This is a genomic window from Nannocystis exedens (assembly GCF_002343915.1).
In the GTDB taxonomy this organism is placed as follows: Bacteria; Myxococcota_A; Polyangia; order Nannocystales; family Nannocystaceae; genus Nannocystis; species Nannocystis exedens.
The window spans coordinates 8,818,304-8,835,285 of sequence record NZ_NETK01000001.1; the positions used below are offsets into that span (position 1 = coordinate 8,818,304).

Annotated in this window: 12 protein-coding genes; 3 read left to right on the plus strand and 9 right to left on the minus strand. The window is 71.9% G+C overall.

The window, feature by feature from the left end:
* Positions 1 to 198: 198 nt before the first annotated feature.
* Complete coding sequence (locus tag NAEX_RS34585; protein ID WP_170136241.1) at positions 199 to 5,367, minus strand: AAA family ATPase; 5,169 nt, start codon at positions 5,365 to 5,367, stop codon at positions 199 to 201.
* Positions 5,368 to 5,474: 107 nt separating this feature from the next.
* Between NAEX_RS34585 and NAEX_RS34590 the strand changes: the two genes are divergently transcribed.
* A complete protein-coding gene (locus NAEX_RS34590) occupies positions 5,475 to 6,194 on the plus strand; it encodes a gamma-glutamylcyclotransferase family protein (RefSeq protein ID WP_096331749.1) in 720 nt (239 codons plus the stop codon).
* 59 nt (positions 6,195 to 6,253) lie between these two features.
* On the opposite strand, the gene NAEX_RS51155 is transcribed toward NAEX_RS34590, so the two are convergent.
* Positions 6,254 to 7,105, minus strand: coding sequence for a hypothetical protein (locus tag NAEX_RS51155; protein ID WP_170136242.1), 852 nt, complete (start codon positions 7,103 to 7,105; stop codon positions 6,254 to 6,256).
* Between the two features lie 363 nt (positions 7,106 to 7,468).
* On the opposite strand from NAEX_RS51155, the gene NAEX_RS34600 reads away from it, so the two are divergent.
* Positions 7,469 to 8,383 carry a hypothetical protein gene (locus tag NAEX_RS34600; protein WP_096331750.1) on the plus strand — a complete coding sequence of 305 codons (915 nt, stop codon included), beginning with the start codon at positions 7,469 to 7,471 and terminating at the stop codon, positions 8,381 to 8,383.
* Positions 8,384 to 8,536: 153 nt separating this feature from the next.
* On the opposite strand, the gene NAEX_RS34605 is transcribed toward NAEX_RS34600, so the two are convergent.
* A complete protein-coding gene (locus NAEX_RS34605; RefSeq protein WP_211302526.1) occupies positions 8,537 to 9,337 on the minus strand; it encodes a TatD family hydrolase in 801 nt (266 codons plus the stop codon).
* Positions 9,338 to 9,956: 619 nt separating this feature from the next.
* Between NAEX_RS34605 and NAEX_RS34610 the strand changes: the two genes are divergently transcribed.
* The gene (locus tag NAEX_RS34610) at positions 9,957 to 11,132 is read left to right on the plus strand and encodes a PAS domain S-box protein (protein ID WP_245913859.1); all 1,176 of its coding nucleotides are present in this window, start codon (positions 9,957 to 9,959) and stop codon (positions 11,130 to 11,132) included.
* Between the two features lie 524 nt (positions 11,133 to 11,656).
* Here the strand turns inward: NAEX_RS34610 and NAEX_RS54755 are convergent.
* From NAEX_RS54755 to NAEX_RS34640, 6 genes are all read right to left on the minus strand, one after another.
* Entirely contained in the window at positions 11,657 to 12,472 is an 816-nt protein-coding gene (locus NAEX_RS54755; RefSeq protein ID WP_420814173.1) for a serine/threonine-protein kinase, read from the minus strand.
* A 406-nt stretch (positions 12,473 to 12,878) separates the two neighbouring features.
* Positions 12,879 to 13,373, minus strand: a complete 495-nt coding sequence (locus tag NAEX_RS34620) for a VOC family protein (RefSeq protein WP_096331753.1) — start codon at positions 13,371 to 13,373, stop codon at positions 12,879 to 12,881.
* Positions 13,374 to 13,457: 84 nt separating this feature from the next.
* Positions 13,458 to 14,207, minus strand: a complete 750-nt coding sequence (locus NAEX_RS34625) for a DMT family transporter (protein WP_245913862.1) — start codon at positions 14,205 to 14,207, stop codon at positions 13,458 to 13,460.
* Positions 14,208 to 14,516: 309 nt separating this feature from the next.
* Positions 14,517 to 14,645, minus strand: a complete 129-nt coding sequence (locus NAEX_RS54040; protein ID WP_256254094.1) for a hypothetical protein — start codon at positions 14,643 to 14,645, stop codon at positions 14,517 to 14,519.
* A 243-nt stretch (positions 14,646 to 14,888) separates the two neighbouring features.
* Positions 14,889 to 16,010, minus strand: a complete 1,122-nt coding sequence (locus tag NAEX_RS34635) for a methanobactin export MATE transporter MbnM (protein ID WP_096331755.1) — start codon at positions 16,008 to 16,010, stop codon at positions 14,889 to 14,891.
* Positions 16,010 to 16,903, minus strand: coding sequence for an MbnP family copper-binding protein (locus NAEX_RS34640; protein ID WP_170136243.1), 894 nt, complete (start codon positions 16,901 to 16,903; stop codon positions 16,010 to 16,012). Before NAEX_RS34640 ends, NAEX_RS34635 begins: the two co-directional genes overlap by 1 nt.
* Between the last annotated feature and the right edge of the window lie 79 nt (positions 16,904 to 16,982).

A 16,982-nucleotide genomic window follows, 5' to 3' on the forward strand; every position in this document is an offset into this window, starting at 1 on the left:
ACGACGTCGGGCAGGTCGGTTCGCGAATCAACCTGGTCTTGAGGACAGGCGTCGGGGCGGTTCGGGAAGCGCAGCGGGCCGCGTGGCGATCACGGCCCATCGGGGGGTCCATCGGCGGTGAAGATCACGCGCTCGTAGTCGGCGGCGCAAGCCGAGGCGCTGACGACCGTCGCGCGACGCTCGATCGGGCGCGCCGCGTCAGCGGGTCGGACCGACGACGAGGGGCAGGTCGATGGTGAAGGTCGAGCCGGTGCCGAGCTCGCTGACGACCGAGATCGTGCCGCCCATGCGCTCGCACAGCTTGCGACAGATGGCGAGGCCGAGGCCCATGCCGCCGACCTTGCGGGTCGGCGAGTCGTCGACCTGGCTGAAGGCGTCGAAGATCTTGGTGCGCTGCTGCTTGCTCATGCCGATGCCGGTGTCGGCGACCTCGACGACGAGGCGGTCGCCGCGGCGGACGACGCGGAGGTCGATGGTGCCGCGCTCGGTGAAGCGGGCGGCGTTGCGCACGACGCTGCCGATCACCTGGACGAGCTTGCCCCGGTCGTTGACGACCTCGAACGGCGGCGGGTCGACGTGGACGCGCAGGGTCGAGTGGTTGCGCTCGACCTCGGGCAGGTGCGCCTCGACGACCTCGCGGACGACGTCGGCGATCGGGAAGCTGGCGGCGGCGAGGACGAGGCGGCCGGACTCGAGCTGGGTGATGTCGAGGACGTCGGAGATGATGCCGAGCAGGCCGCGGCCGGCCCGCGAGATCTTGTCGAGGTCGCGGGCGATGGCGTCGAGGCCGTCGTCGGCGGCCTCCTCGTGGAGCATCTCGGCGGCGCCGATGATCCAGTTGAGCGGGGTCCGCAGCTCGTGGCTCATGTTGAGCATGAAGCGGCTCTTGGCGACGCTGGCCTCCTCGGCCGAGCGCCGGGCCTCGTCGAGCGCGGTGAACATGCGCGCGTTCTCGATGGCGATCGCGAGCTGCGTGGTCAAGAGGCGCAGGATCTCGAGGCGGTGCGGGGTGAAGGCGCCCCAGATCGCGCGGTTCTCGAGGTAGAGCGCGCCGATCCGCTGGCCGCGGCTGAGCAGCGGGAAACAGGCCAGCGACAGCGGGCGCACGCGCAGCAGGTAGGCGCCGAGCAGGCTGGGGTTGTTGTCGACGTCGTCGGGCAGGAGGACCCGGCCGCTGCGCTGGCACACGCGCAGAAGGCCCGCCGGGACGTCGGCCTCGCTGATCGGCAGGTCGTCGTGGAGGACGACGCCCTGGTCGGCGGCGTAGCTGGCGACGACGACGAGGCCGCCGCTGCTCGCCAGGGCGAGGGCGCCCCGGTCGGCGCCGGCGTTCTCGACGAGGATCGCCATGAACTTGCGCAGGAGGGCGTTGCGGTCGACCTCGACGGCGAAGGTCTCGGCGGCCTTGATCGCGCTCGAGAGGTCGAGGCGCGGGTCGACCGAGGTGGCGGTGACGATCGAGGCCTCGAGCGACTCGCCGGCGAGCGGCGGGCGGGCGACGGCCCGCGGCAAGCAGGTGCGGAACAAGTTGCCGTGGACGGCCAGCAGCGCGTCGGCCCGCGGGGCGGCGCCCCAGCGGCGGTAGACGGCCTCGGCGTCGGCGAGCGCGGCGGCGGCCATGCTGTCGCGCCCGGCCTGCAGGTGGTACGCGCCGGCCAGCTCGGCGGCCAGGGCCTCGGTGGCGATGGCGCCGCCGCGGTGCGAGCCGGCGATGGCGGCGTCGTAGGCGGTGATCGCCGCCAGACCGTCGCCGGCGAGCGCGGCCCGCTCGGCGTCGATGAGCGCGAGCTTGTGGGCGAAGTTCTCGGGGCACGAGGCGGCCCACAGGGCGTAGCGCTCGCGCAATTCCTCGAGACGAGCGCGCGAGCCGTCGCGGTCGCCGGCGCCGCGGCGCAGCAGGGCGGCGTGGACGAGCGCGGCGTAGAAGGCGAGCTCGGTGGTGAGGAACCACGAGGAGTTGAGCAGGCGCTGCTCGGCGGCCCGCATCCACCGCTGGGCCGCGTCGAGCTCGCCGTGCAAGAGGCACAGGTAGAGCTTGGCGATGCAGTACCAGAGGGTGGCGAAGGTCAGGCGGTCGCGCTCGGCGGCGGCGAAGAAGGCGTCCTCGTCGAAGCCGTCGCCGCCCAGGCTGGTCGGCCCGGCGGTCTCGCCCTGCAGGCAGGTGACGAGGCGCCGGACCACCCGCAGCGCGGCGGTCGAGGAGGCGACGCGGGTCCGCTGCATGAGGTGCAGGTACTCGTCGGTCTGGGCGGCGACCGAGCGCAGCGGGGTGCCGGCGCCGAACTGCACGATCGCCGAGTGCGAGCAGGCGTAGGAGACGAAGATGTAGTCGCCGGTCTCGAGCCCGTGGTAGCGCGCGCGCTCGAGGTACTCGAGCACCTCGGGCAGCGGGCGGTAATAATGCAGGATCGAGCCGAACACGAAGTTCAGGCGCGGGACCTGATCGAGGTTGCCGAGCCGCTCGTTGACGACGAGGGCGGCCTCGCCGAATTCGTAAGCCTCGCGCACGGCCCCGCGCGAGGTGGTGAGGTAGAAGGCGTAGACGAGGTAGCCGTACGGCGAGGCGTCGGCGTGGCCGTGCTCGAGGCTGAGGTTGATCTGCTTGAGGCAGAGGTACTCGAACAGCGGCTGGCGGGTGAGCTGGGCCGGAGCGAGCAGGTCGGTGATCAGCTTGATCGTCGAGCAGAACTCGGGATCGGTGGCGCGCGGGCGATCGGCGAGGGCGGCGATCGAGGCGCCGGCGAGGCGGCGCTGCAGGTCGGCGCGCTCGCGGGCGGCGGCCTCGCGCAGCGCGTCGTCGCCTTCGGGGACGTCGAGGCCGGCGAGGCGCAGGGCGTCGACGCCGGTGACGAGGGCGTGGCTCGAGCGGCCGATCGTGACGTAGAGGACGACCCGCAGCGAGCGCGCGGCGAGGGCGTCGCGCCCCGAGGCGGCGTGGGCGAGCAGGACGTCGAAGGCCTGCTCGGCGCGGTCGAAGTCGCCGCTCAAATACTCGCACTCGGCGAGCTCGAGGTAGAGGGCGTGGATCAGGCGGTAGTGGCTGTGCCAGTGGTCGGGGCCGAGCAGCTCGGCGCCGACGCGGAGGAAGCCGACGGCGGCGTCATAGGCGGTGGCGGCCTTGGCCCGCCGGCCGGCCTCGAGGTCGAGGGCGGCGAGCTCGGTCCGCTCGGCGGCGGTGCCGAGGCCGCCGCGCCCGAGGTTGAGGTGCGAGACGGCCTCGAGCAGCTCGGAGCGGTCGCGCGAGGCCAGGGTGGCCAGCAGGTGGCGGCCGATCGCCAGGTGGATCCGCGGCCGCTCGTCGGCGGCGACGAGGGTGTAGGCGGCCTGGCGCACGCGGTCGTGGAGGAAGCGCAGGCGGACGTTGGGCAGCTGGCCGCCGTGGCCGTACGGCAGGAGGCGATACTCGGGGTCGATCGGGACGACGAGGCCGCGGCCGATCGCCTCCCACAGCGCGGGGCCGATCTCGCTGCCCGACCGGCCCGCGGCGGCGCCGAGGGTGTCGAGGTCGAACTGCGCGCCGATGCAGGCGGCGCAGGTGAGCAGCGCGCGGACTTGGGGGCCGAGCCGGCGGATCCGCTCGAGCAGCAGGTCGGCGACGTCGTCGGGGATGCTGGCGGCGCGCAGGGCCGCGAGGTCCCAGGTCCAGCGGCCGAGCTCGGGCGAGAAGCGGATCAGCTCCTCGCCGTGGATCACCCGCAGGAACTCGCGCACGAACAGCGGGTTGCCCTCGGTGCGCTGGTGGACCTCGGCGGCCAGGTCGGCGACCGCGGCGGGGGTCTCGGCGAGGGCGTCGGCGACGATGGCGGCGACGTCGGCGCGGCCGAGCGGGGTCAGTTCGATGCGCTCGATGGTGGCGCCGGCCTGCTCGAGCTCGGCGACCGTCTTGCGCAGCGGGTGATAGGCGTCGACCTCGTGGTCGCGATAGGCGCCGATGACGAGGACGTGGCGGAGGTCGTGGTCGCCGAGCAGGGCGCCGAGCAGGCGCAAGGTGGCGCCGTCGGCCCACTGCAGGTCGTCGAGGAAGACGACGAGGGGGTGGTCCTTGTCGGCGAACACGCCGATGAAGCGGAGGACGGCCAGGTGCAGGCGGTTCTGCGCCTCGGCGGCGGACACCGGCGGCGGCGGGGGCTGCTCGCCGACGACGTGCGCGAGGTCGGGGAGGGTGTCGACGAGCACGGCCGTCTGCGCGCCGAGGGCGTCGGCGAGCCGCCGGCGCCAGCGCTCGACCTCGCCGAGCGGGCTGGCGAGGACCAGCTCGACGAGCTGGCGCAGGGTCTGCAGCAGCGAGGCGAACGGGACGTGGCGGTTGTACTGGTCGAACTTGCCGGCGATGAAGTTGCCGCGGCGGGCGACGATCGGCTGGTGGAGCTCGTGGACCAGCGCCGACTTGCCGGTGCCCGAGAAGCCGGAGATGAGGGCCAGCGCGCGCTCGCCCGCGGCGGCGTGCTCGAAGGCGGCGAGCAGGCGGGTGCGCTCGCCGGCGCGGCCGTAGAGCCGCTGCGGCAGGCGGAACTCGGCGCTGCGACGCGGGCGCGGGGCGCTGGGGGCGTCGCCGCCGAGGCTCTGGCGCAGGTACTCGAGGTCGGCCCGCAGGGCGTGGGCGCTGCGGTAGCGCTCGTCGACGTTCTTGGCCATCAGCTTGAGCACGATGGCGGACAGCTCGCGGCCGATGCTCGGCTCGAGGACGGCGGGGTCGGGCGGGCTGCGGGCGAGGTGGGCGTGGACCAGCTCCATCGCGTCGCTCTGGGCGAACGGGCGCCGGCCGGTGAGCAGCTCGAAGAAGGTGACGCCGAGGGCGTAGAGGTCGGCGCGCTGGTCGATGCCGCGGCCGACCCGGCCGGTCTGCTCGGGCGCCATGTAGGCGAGCGTGCCGACCAGGCGGTCGGGGGCCGCGAGCGCGACCGACTCGGTGGCGAGCGCGGAGGCGATGGCGAAGTCGGTCAGCTTCACCTCGCCGGTGCGCGGGTTGATGATGATGTTGGCCGGCTTGATGTCCTTGTGGATGACGCCGCGCTCGTGGATCGCCGCCAGCGTCTCGGTCAGCTGGAGGGCGATGTTGAGGAAGCTGCCGACGCCGACCTTCGACGGGAAGCACTGCGTCAGCGACAGCCCGCCGAAGTCCTCGAACACGAGGAACGGCAGGCCGCGCTCCTCGAGCGCGAGCGCCTGGACGACGCCGCTCAGCTTGAGCCGCGCGGCGATGTCGTACTCGTGGCGCAGCTCGGCGAGCCGCTGGTGCGTCACCGCTTCGGCCCGCGGGACCTTGAGGATCACGAGGCGACCGTCACTGGCCCGCGACGCCCGGCGCACCTCCGACTTCATCCCCTCGTGGAGGACCTCGACGGTGATGTAGCCGTGGAGCGACACCTGAAACATGATACACGCGCCGCGATCGCGGAGCAGCGCGCGGCGGGGGCACTATCGCGCTGACGCGCGCGGGCCGGGCTGCAGCCAAAGCTGATAGCATCGGGGCGGTGGTGAAGCCGGTAGTGGTCGACACGACCTCGCGATCCTCGGGAGATGTCTGGTACTTCGCCTACGGCTCCAACCTGCACCCGCAGAGGCGCGCGACGAGGGCCGGGTTGTCGCCGGTGGACAGCGCGCCCGGGACGTTGTGCGGCTGGCGTTTGGTGTTCGACATGCCCGGCGTGCCGCCCGCGGAGCCGGCGATGGCGAGCATCCGCCGCGACGCGACGGGCGAGGTCCACGGGCTGCTCCTGCGCCTGCGAGCGCAGGAGTTCGCGGCGCTGGTCGGCAGCGAGGGCGGCGATCGCTTCTACGTGCGCGAGCAGGTCGAGGTGATCGCCTATGACGGCCGCGGGGTGATCGCCGAGGTGTTCGTCGCGGCCCCCGGGCGACGGCTCCAGCGCGAGGGGACGCCGTCGCGGCGGTACCTCGAGCTGATCCGCGAGGGCGCCCGCCTCAGCGCGCTGTGCCCCGAGTACTGCGCCTGGCTCGAGGCGCTGCCGCACGCGGAGGCGTCGCCGACGGCGCGCTGGGCGTCGGACCTGTTCCTCGAGGTGTTCATGCGCGCGAGCCGGGGGCCGCTGCGCGGGCTGGCGCAGGGCTGGCTCGACGCCCTGCAGCGCACCGAGGAGCTCGGCCCGCTGCCGCGGCGCGTGGCGCAGGGCGTGCTGCTGGCGCCGGTGCTCGGGGTCGGGGTCGGGCTGCGCGCGCTCGAGCGGAAGCCCTGAATGCCGTCATTCGCGGCAATGATCGTAGATGTCCGAGAGGACATGTCTTCGAGGGAATGTCAACGGCAGGGCGGGTTCTGCTGGCCGGGCGAGCCGTAGTTCATCGGCGGGGCGTACTCGACGAGGGCCCGGCACCAGACGTCGGGGCTGTCGTTGGCGACCGCGTCCTCGTGGCCGGGGTCGAGCGCGAGGGCGTCGCCGGTGCCGTAGGGCCACAGGCCGGCGGCGTACTCGACGCTGTCGATGACGAGGTCGTCGCAGGCGAGGGTGAGGACGCCGTTGGTGTTGTTGAGCGTGAGGGCGTCGGTGCCGTAGACGTAGTCGAGCTCGAGGCCGCCGTTGAGCGCCTTGTCGGTGGTCCGGCCGAACAGCAGCAGCTCGCCCGGGGCGAGCAAAAGGGGGCCGCCGGCGTCGATCGGGACCGGGTTGCCGTTGTTGCGCGCGAGCGTGCAGCCGTCGAGGTCGAGGTGGCGCTCGCCGACGTTCTTGAGCTCGAACCACTCGGCCTCGAAGTCGGAGAGCTCGCGCGGGACGATCATCAATTCGACGAGCACGACCTCGCCGACGCCCGGGTGCGCCGGGTCGACGCAGGCGCCCTCGACGCAGTTCTGCGGGGCGACGCAGGGGTCGGGCTCGCACGGATCGGCGGGGGCGGTGGTGGCGTCGTCCGTGGTGGGCGCGGTGGTGGTGGTCGTGTCGTCGCCGGTGGTGGTGGTCGCGGCGGTCGTGGTGCCGTCGGTCGACGTCGGGACGACGGTGGTGCCAGGTTCGGCGCTCGTGCTGCTCGTCGATCCGTCGCCGGTGCCGGGGTCACCGGTGCCGCTCGTGGTGGCCGATGATTCGCCGGGGTCGCCGCCGTTGCACGCTGCGAGCAGGGCGAGGATGGAGATCGTGGGTAAAGCGCGCTTCATGGTCGTATCGTCGGGCGGCGAAACGTAGCGAAGCGGGGGCGCGGGGACCATCGGCCGCGGCCCCATGTGCACGGCGCGAGCGCGCGTGACGCGGGGTGCATGCGCGATTCGAGGAGGCCGGGCGAGCGCCGGGGCGGGAGGCGCGGGGACGACGGATCGATCGGCGGCAGCGCCCGCGCCATTCATGGCAGTCGCCGCGGCGGCCGAATCGATGGAGTCGGTCGCGATCGCGGGAACGCTCGCCGAGGGCCCGGCGTGAGCTGGCGGCGGGGCGCCGGGCCTCGGGACGCGTGGGACAGCGCCGCGCTCGTGCGCGCGGCGGGGCGTTGCGGCGCGGCGGCGGCGCGCGGTATCCTCGGGAGGATGGCCCGTCCCCCGCTCGCGGCGCTGCGCGTGCTCGACGACCAGGTCGTCGATTGCTACGACCCCGCGCTCGCCCTGACGCTGCCCGAGCAGATCGCGTGGGCAGTGTCGGTGGTGCGGCGGCCCGACGACGGCGGCGACGACGACGAGGACGCGGGCGCGGCGTGGCTGCGGCTGCTCACCGCGCTGCTGCGCGACCCGGGGGCGGCGCGGCTGCGTACGCTGATCCTCGACGACTGGACCGAGCACGCGCTCGACCCGTGCGACGTGGCCTACGAGGACGGCGACCCGCTGCCGCTGATGAAGCGCCACGCGCACCGGCTGGCGCGGCTCGAGCGGCTGCACATCGGCCCGTGCCCGGCCGAGCTGCCGCCGGCACGCGGGGTGTGCCAGGGCATCGGGCCGGCGCTGGCGAAGCTGCCGGCGCTGCAGCGCCTCGACCTGCACGGCGCGCAGGGATGGGAGCTGGTGCCAACGGCCGGGCACCCGCGGCTGCGCACGCTGGTGATGCACGTGGCCGAGGCCGCGGACGACCCGCTGGCGGCCCTGGTCGCGGCGCCGTTCCCGGCGCTGGCGCGGCTCGACGTGTGGCTCGGGCCGGAGGTCGCGGAGGAGCACGAGGAGGAGGCGTTCGGGGCGGCGCTGGCGAGCGGGCGGTTCCCCGGCCTGCGCGAGCTCGGCCTGCGCGGGCTCGAGTCGCCGACGCTGCTCGACGGGCTGGTCGCGCACGAGCTCGGGCTGGAGTCGCTGACGATCACGCACTCGCCGGGGCTGGAGGACGACGGGGTCGCGCGCCTGCTGTCGGCGTCGTGGCTGCGGCGGCTGCGGCGGCTCGAGCTGCGCGGGACGGGCGTGTCGGCCGCGCTGAGGGCCGAGCTGGCAGCGCAGGGACCCGAGCTCGTCGGCGGGGATTGAGGGCCGGAGGTTTGGACATGTCCTTCGGGGCAGGTATCGGCCGCGCTGGCCCTCGTCGCGAATGAGGGTTCCCGCGCCACGGTGATTGCGTGGCGGACGGTGAGCGGCCGGGTGGCGGGACGCGACGGGGAATGCGCGGGAGGGGCCCGGTGACTAGCCCGCCGCGAGCTTCAGCCCGAAGAACGCGCACGCCGTGGCGGTGCTGCTGGCCGCCAGCGCCTCGACCGTCTCGCCGCGGGCCTTGGCCACGGCGGCGGCCACGTGCGCCAGCAAGGCCGGCTCGTTGCGTTTGGGGGTGGGCTTGATGTCGCGCGGGGCGAGGAACGGCGCGTCGGTCTCGATCATCAGGCGGCTCGCGGGGATCGATCGCACGAGCTCGCGCAGGTGCAGCCCGCGGCGCTCGTCGCAGATCCACCCGGTGATGCCGATGTGACAGTCCATGTCGAGGTAGCGATGCAGCTCGGCCTTGGTGCCGGTGAAGCAGTGCACCACCGCGTCGCACAGCCGCGAGCGGTGCTCGGCCAGGATCTCCACGAAGCGCGCGTGCGCCGAGCGCTCGTGCAGGAACACCGGCAGGCCGGTCATGGCTGCGAGCTCGAGCTGCGCGGCGAAGCACCGCTCCTGCACGGGGCGCGGCGAGAAGTCGCGGTCGAAGTCGAGGCCGCACTCGCCGATCGCCAAGACCTGCGGCCGTTCCGCGAGCTTCGCCAGCCGCGCGGGCGCATCGCCCTCCCAGTGTTTGGCGTCGTGCGGATGCACCCCCGCCGTGGCCGACAGGAGCCCCGGGTGCGCCGTCGCGAGCTCCACGGCGCGGGTGCTCCCGGACAGGCTCGTGCCCGTGACCACCATGTGGGCCACCCCCGCCGCACGCGCGCGGCTGAGCACGGCTGGCAGGTCCGAGGCGAACGAGCGGTGGGTGAGGTTGACGCCGATGTCGATGATCGCAGAGGGCACGCCGGTCTCCGGCGGCCATGATACGCGTAACGCTTTGAGCGCGGCGAGGTGTCCGTGGCGAGCGATCGGGACCGGTGGCGCGACCCGGGTCAGGGCGCACGAGCCGTCGATCTTGGAGCTGTACCGCGGTGCGAGGCCTGATACGCATTGTACGGAGGTTCGTGATTGTGGGTGATCTGAGCGAAGCAGGCCGATTGCGCGGGGCACCTGCGAGGTCACCTCGGCGCTCATGCGTGGCGCCGCCGAGCGGTGCGACGATCCAATCGACGGCGTCCGGCTCGTGAATGTCGATGCCGCTCGACGACGACGGGGGCCGCGCTCGGGCGCGAACCTGCTCGCATCATCGCGGACTGGCAACAGTGGGCCGACGGTGGTTCCGATCGGCGGCGAACACGTACACGGGGCGGCGGCAGCGCCGCGTCGGATGATCTTGACATACAAGCGTGTCTCGTAGACAAGTGCCTCCGATGATCGGAGGCCGACCTTGCTATGAGGGGGGCGCTGTTCGCTCCTGCGCCGTGGCGTGGGAGGGTCTTCCGCATCGGAGTACGGGGATTCGTCGCCAGGCGACCCCCCCGCAGCGAGAGTTCGCAGTCGCGGTCGCGCAAGGGAGGACTAGGTGCTGAGTTACGAGAAGATGTTTCAGGCCTCGGCAGGACTTCTGGCCACCGTGGACGCGAACGGCCACTTCCGCGCCCTGAACCCGACATGGGAGCGGATCCTCGGCTGGTCCCTCGACGAGCTGAGGAGCAAGCCGTTCATCGAATTCGTCCACCCGAGCGACCGCGAGGTCACGCTCGTCGAGGTGGCCAACCTCCTTCAGGGCAACACGGTCGACCGGTTCGACAACCGCTACCTGTGCAAGGACGGCTCGTACAGGTGGCTCGGCTGGGCCGCGCGGGTGGACACGGGGGACGAGCCGTCGGAGCAGATCATCTATGCGACGGCGATCGACGTGACGAGCGACCGGGAGCGGCAGTCGCAGCTCGAGCCCACGCTGCAGGACGCCAAGGTCTACGAGAAGTTGTTCCGGGTCTCGGTGGGCCTCCTCGTCACCCTGGACTCGAACGGGTATTTCCGCCACGCCAACCCGGCGTGGGGGCGGCTCCTCGGCTGGAGCCCCGAGGAGATGACGGCGAGGCCGTTCATCGAGTTCGTCCACCCCGACGACCGCCCGGCGACGGCCGCCGAGGCCGCGGCCCTGTTCGAGGGCAAGATGACGATCCGGTTCGACAACCGCTATCAGTGCAAGGACGGCACCTACAAGTGGCTCGCCTGGACCGCGTACATGGACCCGAGCGAGGACGAGTCGACCCGGCTCGTGTACGGCACGGCCCATGACGTCACGTCGTACAAGGAGCTGCTGGGCGAGTTCGAGCGGACGCTCGCCCGGCTCCGCGACACGATGGAGGCGATGTCGACGCCGTTCATCCCGATCACCGAGCGGATCGTGGTCATGCCGCTCGTGGGCCAGATGGACACGGACCGGATCCACCAGGTGATGACCGTCGCGCTCGAAGGCGTCCAGTCGACCCACGTTCAGGTGGTCATCCTCGATGTGACGGGGCTGCGCGACCTCGACACCCGCGTCGCGCGCGCGCTGCTCGACACGGCCAAGGCGCTGCAGCTGCTCGGTGCGAAGACGATCCTGACCGGAATCCGACCCTCTCTGGCGCAGACGCTCGTCGGTCTCGGGCTCGACCTCGGCAGCGTCATCACCAAGGGGACCCTCCAGAGCGCGATCGCATCGGCGCTGACGAACGACCTGATTTCGGGCAAGCCCAACCCCGCCTGATCGCGCCGCCCGGCACGTCGAGCGCGTCCGTCTTCCCGCAGGGGCACCACGGCCGTCCGCACCCGCCGGTGGCGGTCGTGTGGCCCGCGGCGCCGCCTCTCCAGGACGAGGTGCCCCTGGAAAGCGCTCCACGGCTCGCTCCCGGTCGAAGGCGCGACCGCCGAGTTCTGTCTCGCGGCCCGGCGCCGCGCTCAGGTCCGCGAGCCGCGGCCTTGCGCGCGCGCGCAGCGGGCCGCGGCGCCTCGGTACGTCCCTTCGACCCGAAGCCGTGCAGGAACGTCTCGAGCAGCCACGTCTGTGCGTCCGCGGCGGTGATGCGCTGCCGGGCGACGGAGGTCCAGGCGCCGTACACCATCGCTTCGAGGACGTCCCCGAGGAACTCGCCCGGGACGTCGCTGCGGATGACGCCCTCGCGGATCGCCTCGTCGAGCAGCGGGGCGACGCGGGCGTCGACCTCTTCCGTGGCGCGCGTCAGCTCGGGATCATCGAACAGCTCGGCGGCGACGAGCAGGAAGTGCGCCCGGTTACCCGCCTCGACGAGGATCTTGAAGAGGTGCTGCAGGCGCGCGCGGATCGGCCCGCGGACGAGCTCGGGCTCGCCGAGCCCCCGACGCGCACCGATCTGCTGCGCGCCGCCGGCCTGCGCGCGCTGGACGAGCTCCGCGCGCTGCCTCGCTGGTTGCGTGACGTGCTCGGCCGCGGCCTGCACGTCGACCCGGCCCGGCGCTTTCCCGACATGCCGGCGCTGCTGGCCGCGCTGCTGCACGACCCGCAGACGGCCCGTCGCCGATGGTTGCGGGTCGCCGGGCTGTCGGCGCTGGTGGTCGCGGCCGCGGTGTTGCTCGGGTTCGCGGTCGTCGCGTCAGCGCTCGGTCGGCGGAATCGGACGGCGCCGGCTCGTCCAGGGCGCTCGCCCTGGCGTCGCCTCGCGTGGAGGCGACCAGCCCGAAGTCGACCACCCGAACGCGGCCGTCGTCGCCGACGAGCACGTTGTCGGGCTTGAAGTCGCGGTGCACCAGGCCCTCGGCGTGGGTGGCCGCCAGCCCGCGGCCGGCCTGGATGAACAGGTCGAGCAGCGCCGCCGGCTCGGGCCTCGGCGCCGCCGTCAGCCACGCCCGCAGCGAGCAGCCCTTGACGTACTCCATCGCCAGGAAGATCTGCCCGTCGCGGACGCTCGCGTCGTGGATCTGCACCACGTTGGGATGCGACAGCCGGGCCAGCGCCAGCGCCTCGTGCAGGATCCGGGCGGTCGCCGATGGCCCGGCCCGATCGGCGCGGATGGTCTTGATCGCCACGGCGCGCCCGAGCAGCTCGTCGAACGCGGTGTACACGACGCCCATGCCGCCCTGGCCGATCTGCCGCACCAGCGTGTAGCGTCCGTGCAGCGTCTGCGGGCCCGCCACGTCCGGTGTGGCTTCCGGCCCCGGCGCGCCGGCGAAGCCACGTCGGCGTCGCGCGTCGGGGGCGTCGGGTCACGGCGCGGCATGTTGCCACAGACCGCCGGCCTTGGGCCGCGAGACGATCGCGAGAGCTGTGGGCCCGCCGCCGCGGGCCAAGCGTTCGGGATGAGCCTCGTAGGCGGTGTGGAGGGCGGCGGCCCTGACGGACAGGACAGCCTGGTGCGGTCATCATGCACGTCGGCATCGTCCGCGCGCTGCACACCCAGCCCCCCCGTCGAGCAGGAGCGCCCCGAGGAGCCCTCGGCCGGGAGGTCGCCTCCGCTCGCGTCGTGACAGGCGAGGACCCTCATGGGCTCGAAGCGAGCCACGCGGGGATCACGGTGCGGAGCCTCTCCGCCTCGGCGAGATCGACGGGCATGCCGCCTTCGTGGTCGGCGCAGAGCTCGACGAGGATGCCGTTCGGATCCCGGAGGTAGACGGAATGACACCAGCCGTGGTCATGCTCCAAGACGACATTGAGCTGCGCATCCCGGACCCTCGCCGCAAGTCGTTGCTGAGTCTCGCGGTCGACGCGGACTGCAACGTGGTTTACCCAGATCGGGTACCCGAGGTCGGTGGAGATCGCGGTCTTGGGTGGCGTGGGTTCGCCGACGTCGTGGAGCTCGAAGAACGCGATCGAGGAGCCGTTGCCGAGATCGTAGAAGAAGTGGCGGAACCAACCCTTGCCGAATCGACTGAGTTCGGTGTGCACGAGGGGGAAGCCGAGCACCTTCGAGTAGAAGCGATGCGTCGCCTCGGCATCGCGGCATGCAAACGCCACGTGATGAATTCCTGCGGTCATGGTCGGGTTACTCCACAAAAAAGGTTTGCGAGCAGGTCTTGGTCGCGAGCGGGGACATCACCTTGAGCTCGGACCGGCGATCGGTCAATGCTCGTGACGGTGATGCAGGTCGGGAACGTGAGGATGGTCGTGGACCAACCGCTCATGCCGATGCATGTGCGAGTGTGGTTCGCCGGGGGGGTCGTCCGCACCGTGCTCGTGTTGGTGGTGCTCGTCGTGGAAATGCAGGTGTTCGTGCTCCATGGGCTCGTGGACGTGGACGTGAGCATGGCGCTCGCTCGCCAGCAGGACGACGCCGAGGACCATCAGGCCCATCGCGGCGAGCTCGGCCGCCCCCAGGGACTCACCGAGCAGGGGGACCGCGGCGAGCGCCCCGACGAACGGCGCGGTGGCGAAGTATGCAGCCTCGCGCGCGGCGCCGTGCAGGCGCAGAGCATGGGTGTCGAGGACAACGCTGACGCCGTAACTCAAGACGCCGAGACCGAGGGCCAGTGCGGCGACGCGGGCACCTGGGATCTTCGCCCCGAGGACGAGCGCCAGCGCGGTGTTGAACACGCCGGCGCCCCGCTTTTTTAAGCGTACGACCTGAAAGGGATCCTTGAGCGACAGGCGCTGGGTCAGGTTGTTGTCGAGCGCCCAACACAAGCAGGCAGCCGCGATCAAGGCGACGCCCGGGCGCACCACCTCCTGCTCTTGACCCTCGCGCGGGCCCGGCTCGCCGACCATGAGCTCCCACCGGCACAACAGGGCTGGGTCCAACAACACCTGCTCCTCCAGCAGCTCGACTTCAAGGCGAACCACCTGCACCTCGACATTCACCGGATCCGCCGTCAATTCGCCGAGGTCGGGATTGTCGATCCCGGCACATCATCGAACGGCGCCCGACCACGCGTCAATTGCGGATCGGTGTCGCGCGCATCAAGATCGTCGAGCACGACAATCGCCGCACGCGGGCCGAAAGAACGACGTGCAGGCGCGATAGAACGGATCGCTCGGCGCGTCGCCTGGCTCCCAGACGAACTCGATGGGGGTCAGATCGAGCTCGACTTGCGGATCCCCTCGGGGGTGGACGTCGGCTCGGTCTCCGTCGCATGCACGCGTTCGGCGGTCGACTTCGCCGGCTCGAGCGCCGAGCGGCGAGCATCACCAGCCGAGCAAGAAGATCGCCCCCGCGCTGGCGATCTCCGCGAGTAGGAAGTCGTCGGTCATCCCGGGCTCGCGCGTGAGCGGCTGGCCCGCTTGCAAGAGGGCGCGCACGTCCTCGCTGCGCACGCTCAGGATGTGCTCCTCGCTCGGGCCCTCCGGTCGCCCTCGTCTCCGAGCCGCCCGAACTCCAGGCCGTTGAGGGGGACGCGGTGCGCCTGCCACGGGGCCCAGGGCTCCATCTTCGAGGTCCGGAAGAGCAGCGAGACCGGGGTGGGCGTGGGAGCGCCGGTGAGGTAGACCCGCGCACCGCGGCCGAGACGCCCGTCATCTCGGCCACGGCCCGTGTCCTGGCCGCTCGGACGCAATTTCTCACAGCCACGGATCGGCGAGCCGCGGATCGGTCAAGAACGTGTCGTCGGTGAGGCTGTCGAGGAAGGCGAGCACGTCGGCGCGCTCCTCGTCGGTCAGCTCGAAGCCGCGGATGAAGCTGCTCTTGAACGGGTTGGCGCTGCCGACCCCGGCGTTCGGGCCGCCCGTGATCGTGCGCCCGCCGGCGGCGTAGTGGTCGAGGACCTCGGACAGCGTCGCGACGCTGCCGTCGTGCATGTACGGCGCCGTCACGGCGATGTTGCGCAGCGTCGGCACGCGAAAGCGGCCCATGTCGGACGGCACGCCGGTGAACTCGTGCAGGCCGGTGTTGCCGGCGGGGTAGCCGCCCTTGCCGTCGATGTTGTAGAGGCCGGTGTTGTGGAAGATGCCGTTCCGCGGCGGCCTGCCCTCGTAGGCGATGCTGTCCTGGAAGTTGAAGCCGGCGTGGCAATGAAAGCACTCGAGCTTCTCCGAATTGAACAGCTTCGCGCCGCGCTTCGCCGACTCGGAGATGGCGTCCCGGTCGCCGCCGAGGTAGCGATCGTACGGCGAATTGCCCGACAGCAGGCTGCGCTCGAAGCAGGCCAGCGCGCGGGTCACGTTGGGCAGCGTGAAGGGATCGTCGTCGTCGGGGAACGCCTCGGCGAACAGCGCTTCGTAGCGCGGCTCTTCGCGCAGCCGCTCGATGAGCACGTCTTCCATGCCGCGGAGCCCGAGCTCGACCGGGTCGAAGCCGAACAGGGGCGTCATCATCTGCTTCTCGAGGTCGAGGAGCAGCGGGTTGGCCCAGGTGTAGGTCGTCGAGTACGCGACGTTGGCCAGGCTCATCGAATTGCGGAGGGTGCGCTCGCCGGTCGAACCGGTCGAGAGCACCTCGCCGTCGGTGAAGGCGAGCTCCTGGCGGTGACAGCTCGCGCACGACTGCGTCTCGTTGCCGGACAGCCGCGGGTCGTAGAACAGGTGGCGCCCGAGCTCGACCTTCTCCGCGGTCATCGGGTTGTTTTCGGGGACGAGCGGCACCGGGAGACCGACGCCGAGCGGCCAGGCATAGCCGCGGTCGGGCTCGCCGTCGTCACAGGCGACGAGCCCGAGGCAGGCCGTCAGCGCGAGGGCGACACGCATCACTGCACGCGGAAGATCGCCTGGCTGGCGGTGCTGTCGCCGTTGGTCCAGTCGAGGCCCAGCGGGCCGAACATCGACGAGCACAGCGCCTCGGGCCCGAACGAGTGACAGGCGCAGACCGTCTTGCCGTCCATCTCCTCGCACTCGGTCGACGGCGTCGCCAGCGTGAGGTCGCCGAACACCGCGCCCCAGTCGACCGAGACCTTGCCGGTCCCGGCGACGAAGCCGTCGAGCACGATCTCGGGCCGGTTCGAGTTGGCGCAGGACACGATCTCGCCGGCCATCGCGTCGCCCTCGCAGCCGATGCTGCCGACGTGCAGGCCGACCGTGGACGGCGCATCGCCCTCGACGACGCCCCAGGCGGTGAAGAAGATGTGGCCGTAGTTCCAGCTCCACGACATGGTGGTGTCGTTGAGCGGCGCCGGGGCCTGGGTGAGGTCGGTGTGGTTCAGCTCCTCGGGCACGCCGATCTTGAAGCGGAGCGCCACGAAGTCGTGCGCGCCGCCGCCGTGGCGCGGCTGCGCCGCGACGACGCCCTTGATCGTGGTGTTCAGCTCCGGGGTGCCGTTGGCGCAGGAGCCCGTGCCGTCCTCGAAGTCGATGAGGGCGACGCCGCCGCCCTGGAAGACGCCGTCGTCCTCGATCGTGACGGGGTGCTCCTCGCCCTCGGCGGTGACGAGCCGGACGTCGTGGACGTAGAAGCGGAAGTCCTGCGGCGTCGCGGTGGCATCGTCGGTGCCCAGCCCGCTGTAGCTGCGGCCGCAGGCGAACGGCTCGCCGCCGACGCGACCCTCGAACACGATCTCGACGGGCTCGTCGGTGAAGCCTGGCTCGGATGATTCACACGCGGGGAGGAGCAGCGGGAGGAGGGCGACGCGGCGGGTCGGTTGCATCGTTCGAGATCCTTGGACAGTGGCCTCCGACCATACGGAAGATCGCGGGCGCTGTCTCTGCGACGCGATGTCGCGGGTG

Excerpts from the sequence above, each read along its gene's own strand:
- NAEX_RS34600 (WP_096331750.1), top strand. The coding sequence starts at position 7,469 with ATGGCCCGTCCCCCGCTCGCGGCGCTGCGCGTGCTCGACGACCAGGTC.
- NAEX_RS54755 (WP_420814173.1), bottom strand. The coding sequence starts at position 12,472 with ATGGGCGTCGTGTACACCGCGTTCGACGAGCTGCTCGGGCGCGCCGTG.
- NAEX_RS34640 (WP_170136243.1), bottom strand. The coding sequence starts at position 16,903 with ATGCAACCGACCCGCCGCGTCGCCCTCCTCCCGCTGCTCCTCCCCGCG.
- NAEX_RS34620 (WP_096331753.1), bottom strand. The coding sequence starts at position 13,373 with ATGACCGCAGGAATTCATCACGTGGCGTTTGCATGCCGCGATGCCGAG.
- NAEX_RS51155 (WP_170136242.1), bottom strand. The coding sequence starts at position 7,105 with ATGAAGCGCGCTTTACCCACGATCTCCATCCTCGCCCTGCTCGCAGCG.
- NAEX_RS34635 (WP_096331755.1), bottom strand. The coding sequence starts at position 16,010 with ATGCGTGTCGCCCTCGCGCTGACGGCCTGCCTCGGGCTCGTCGCCTGT.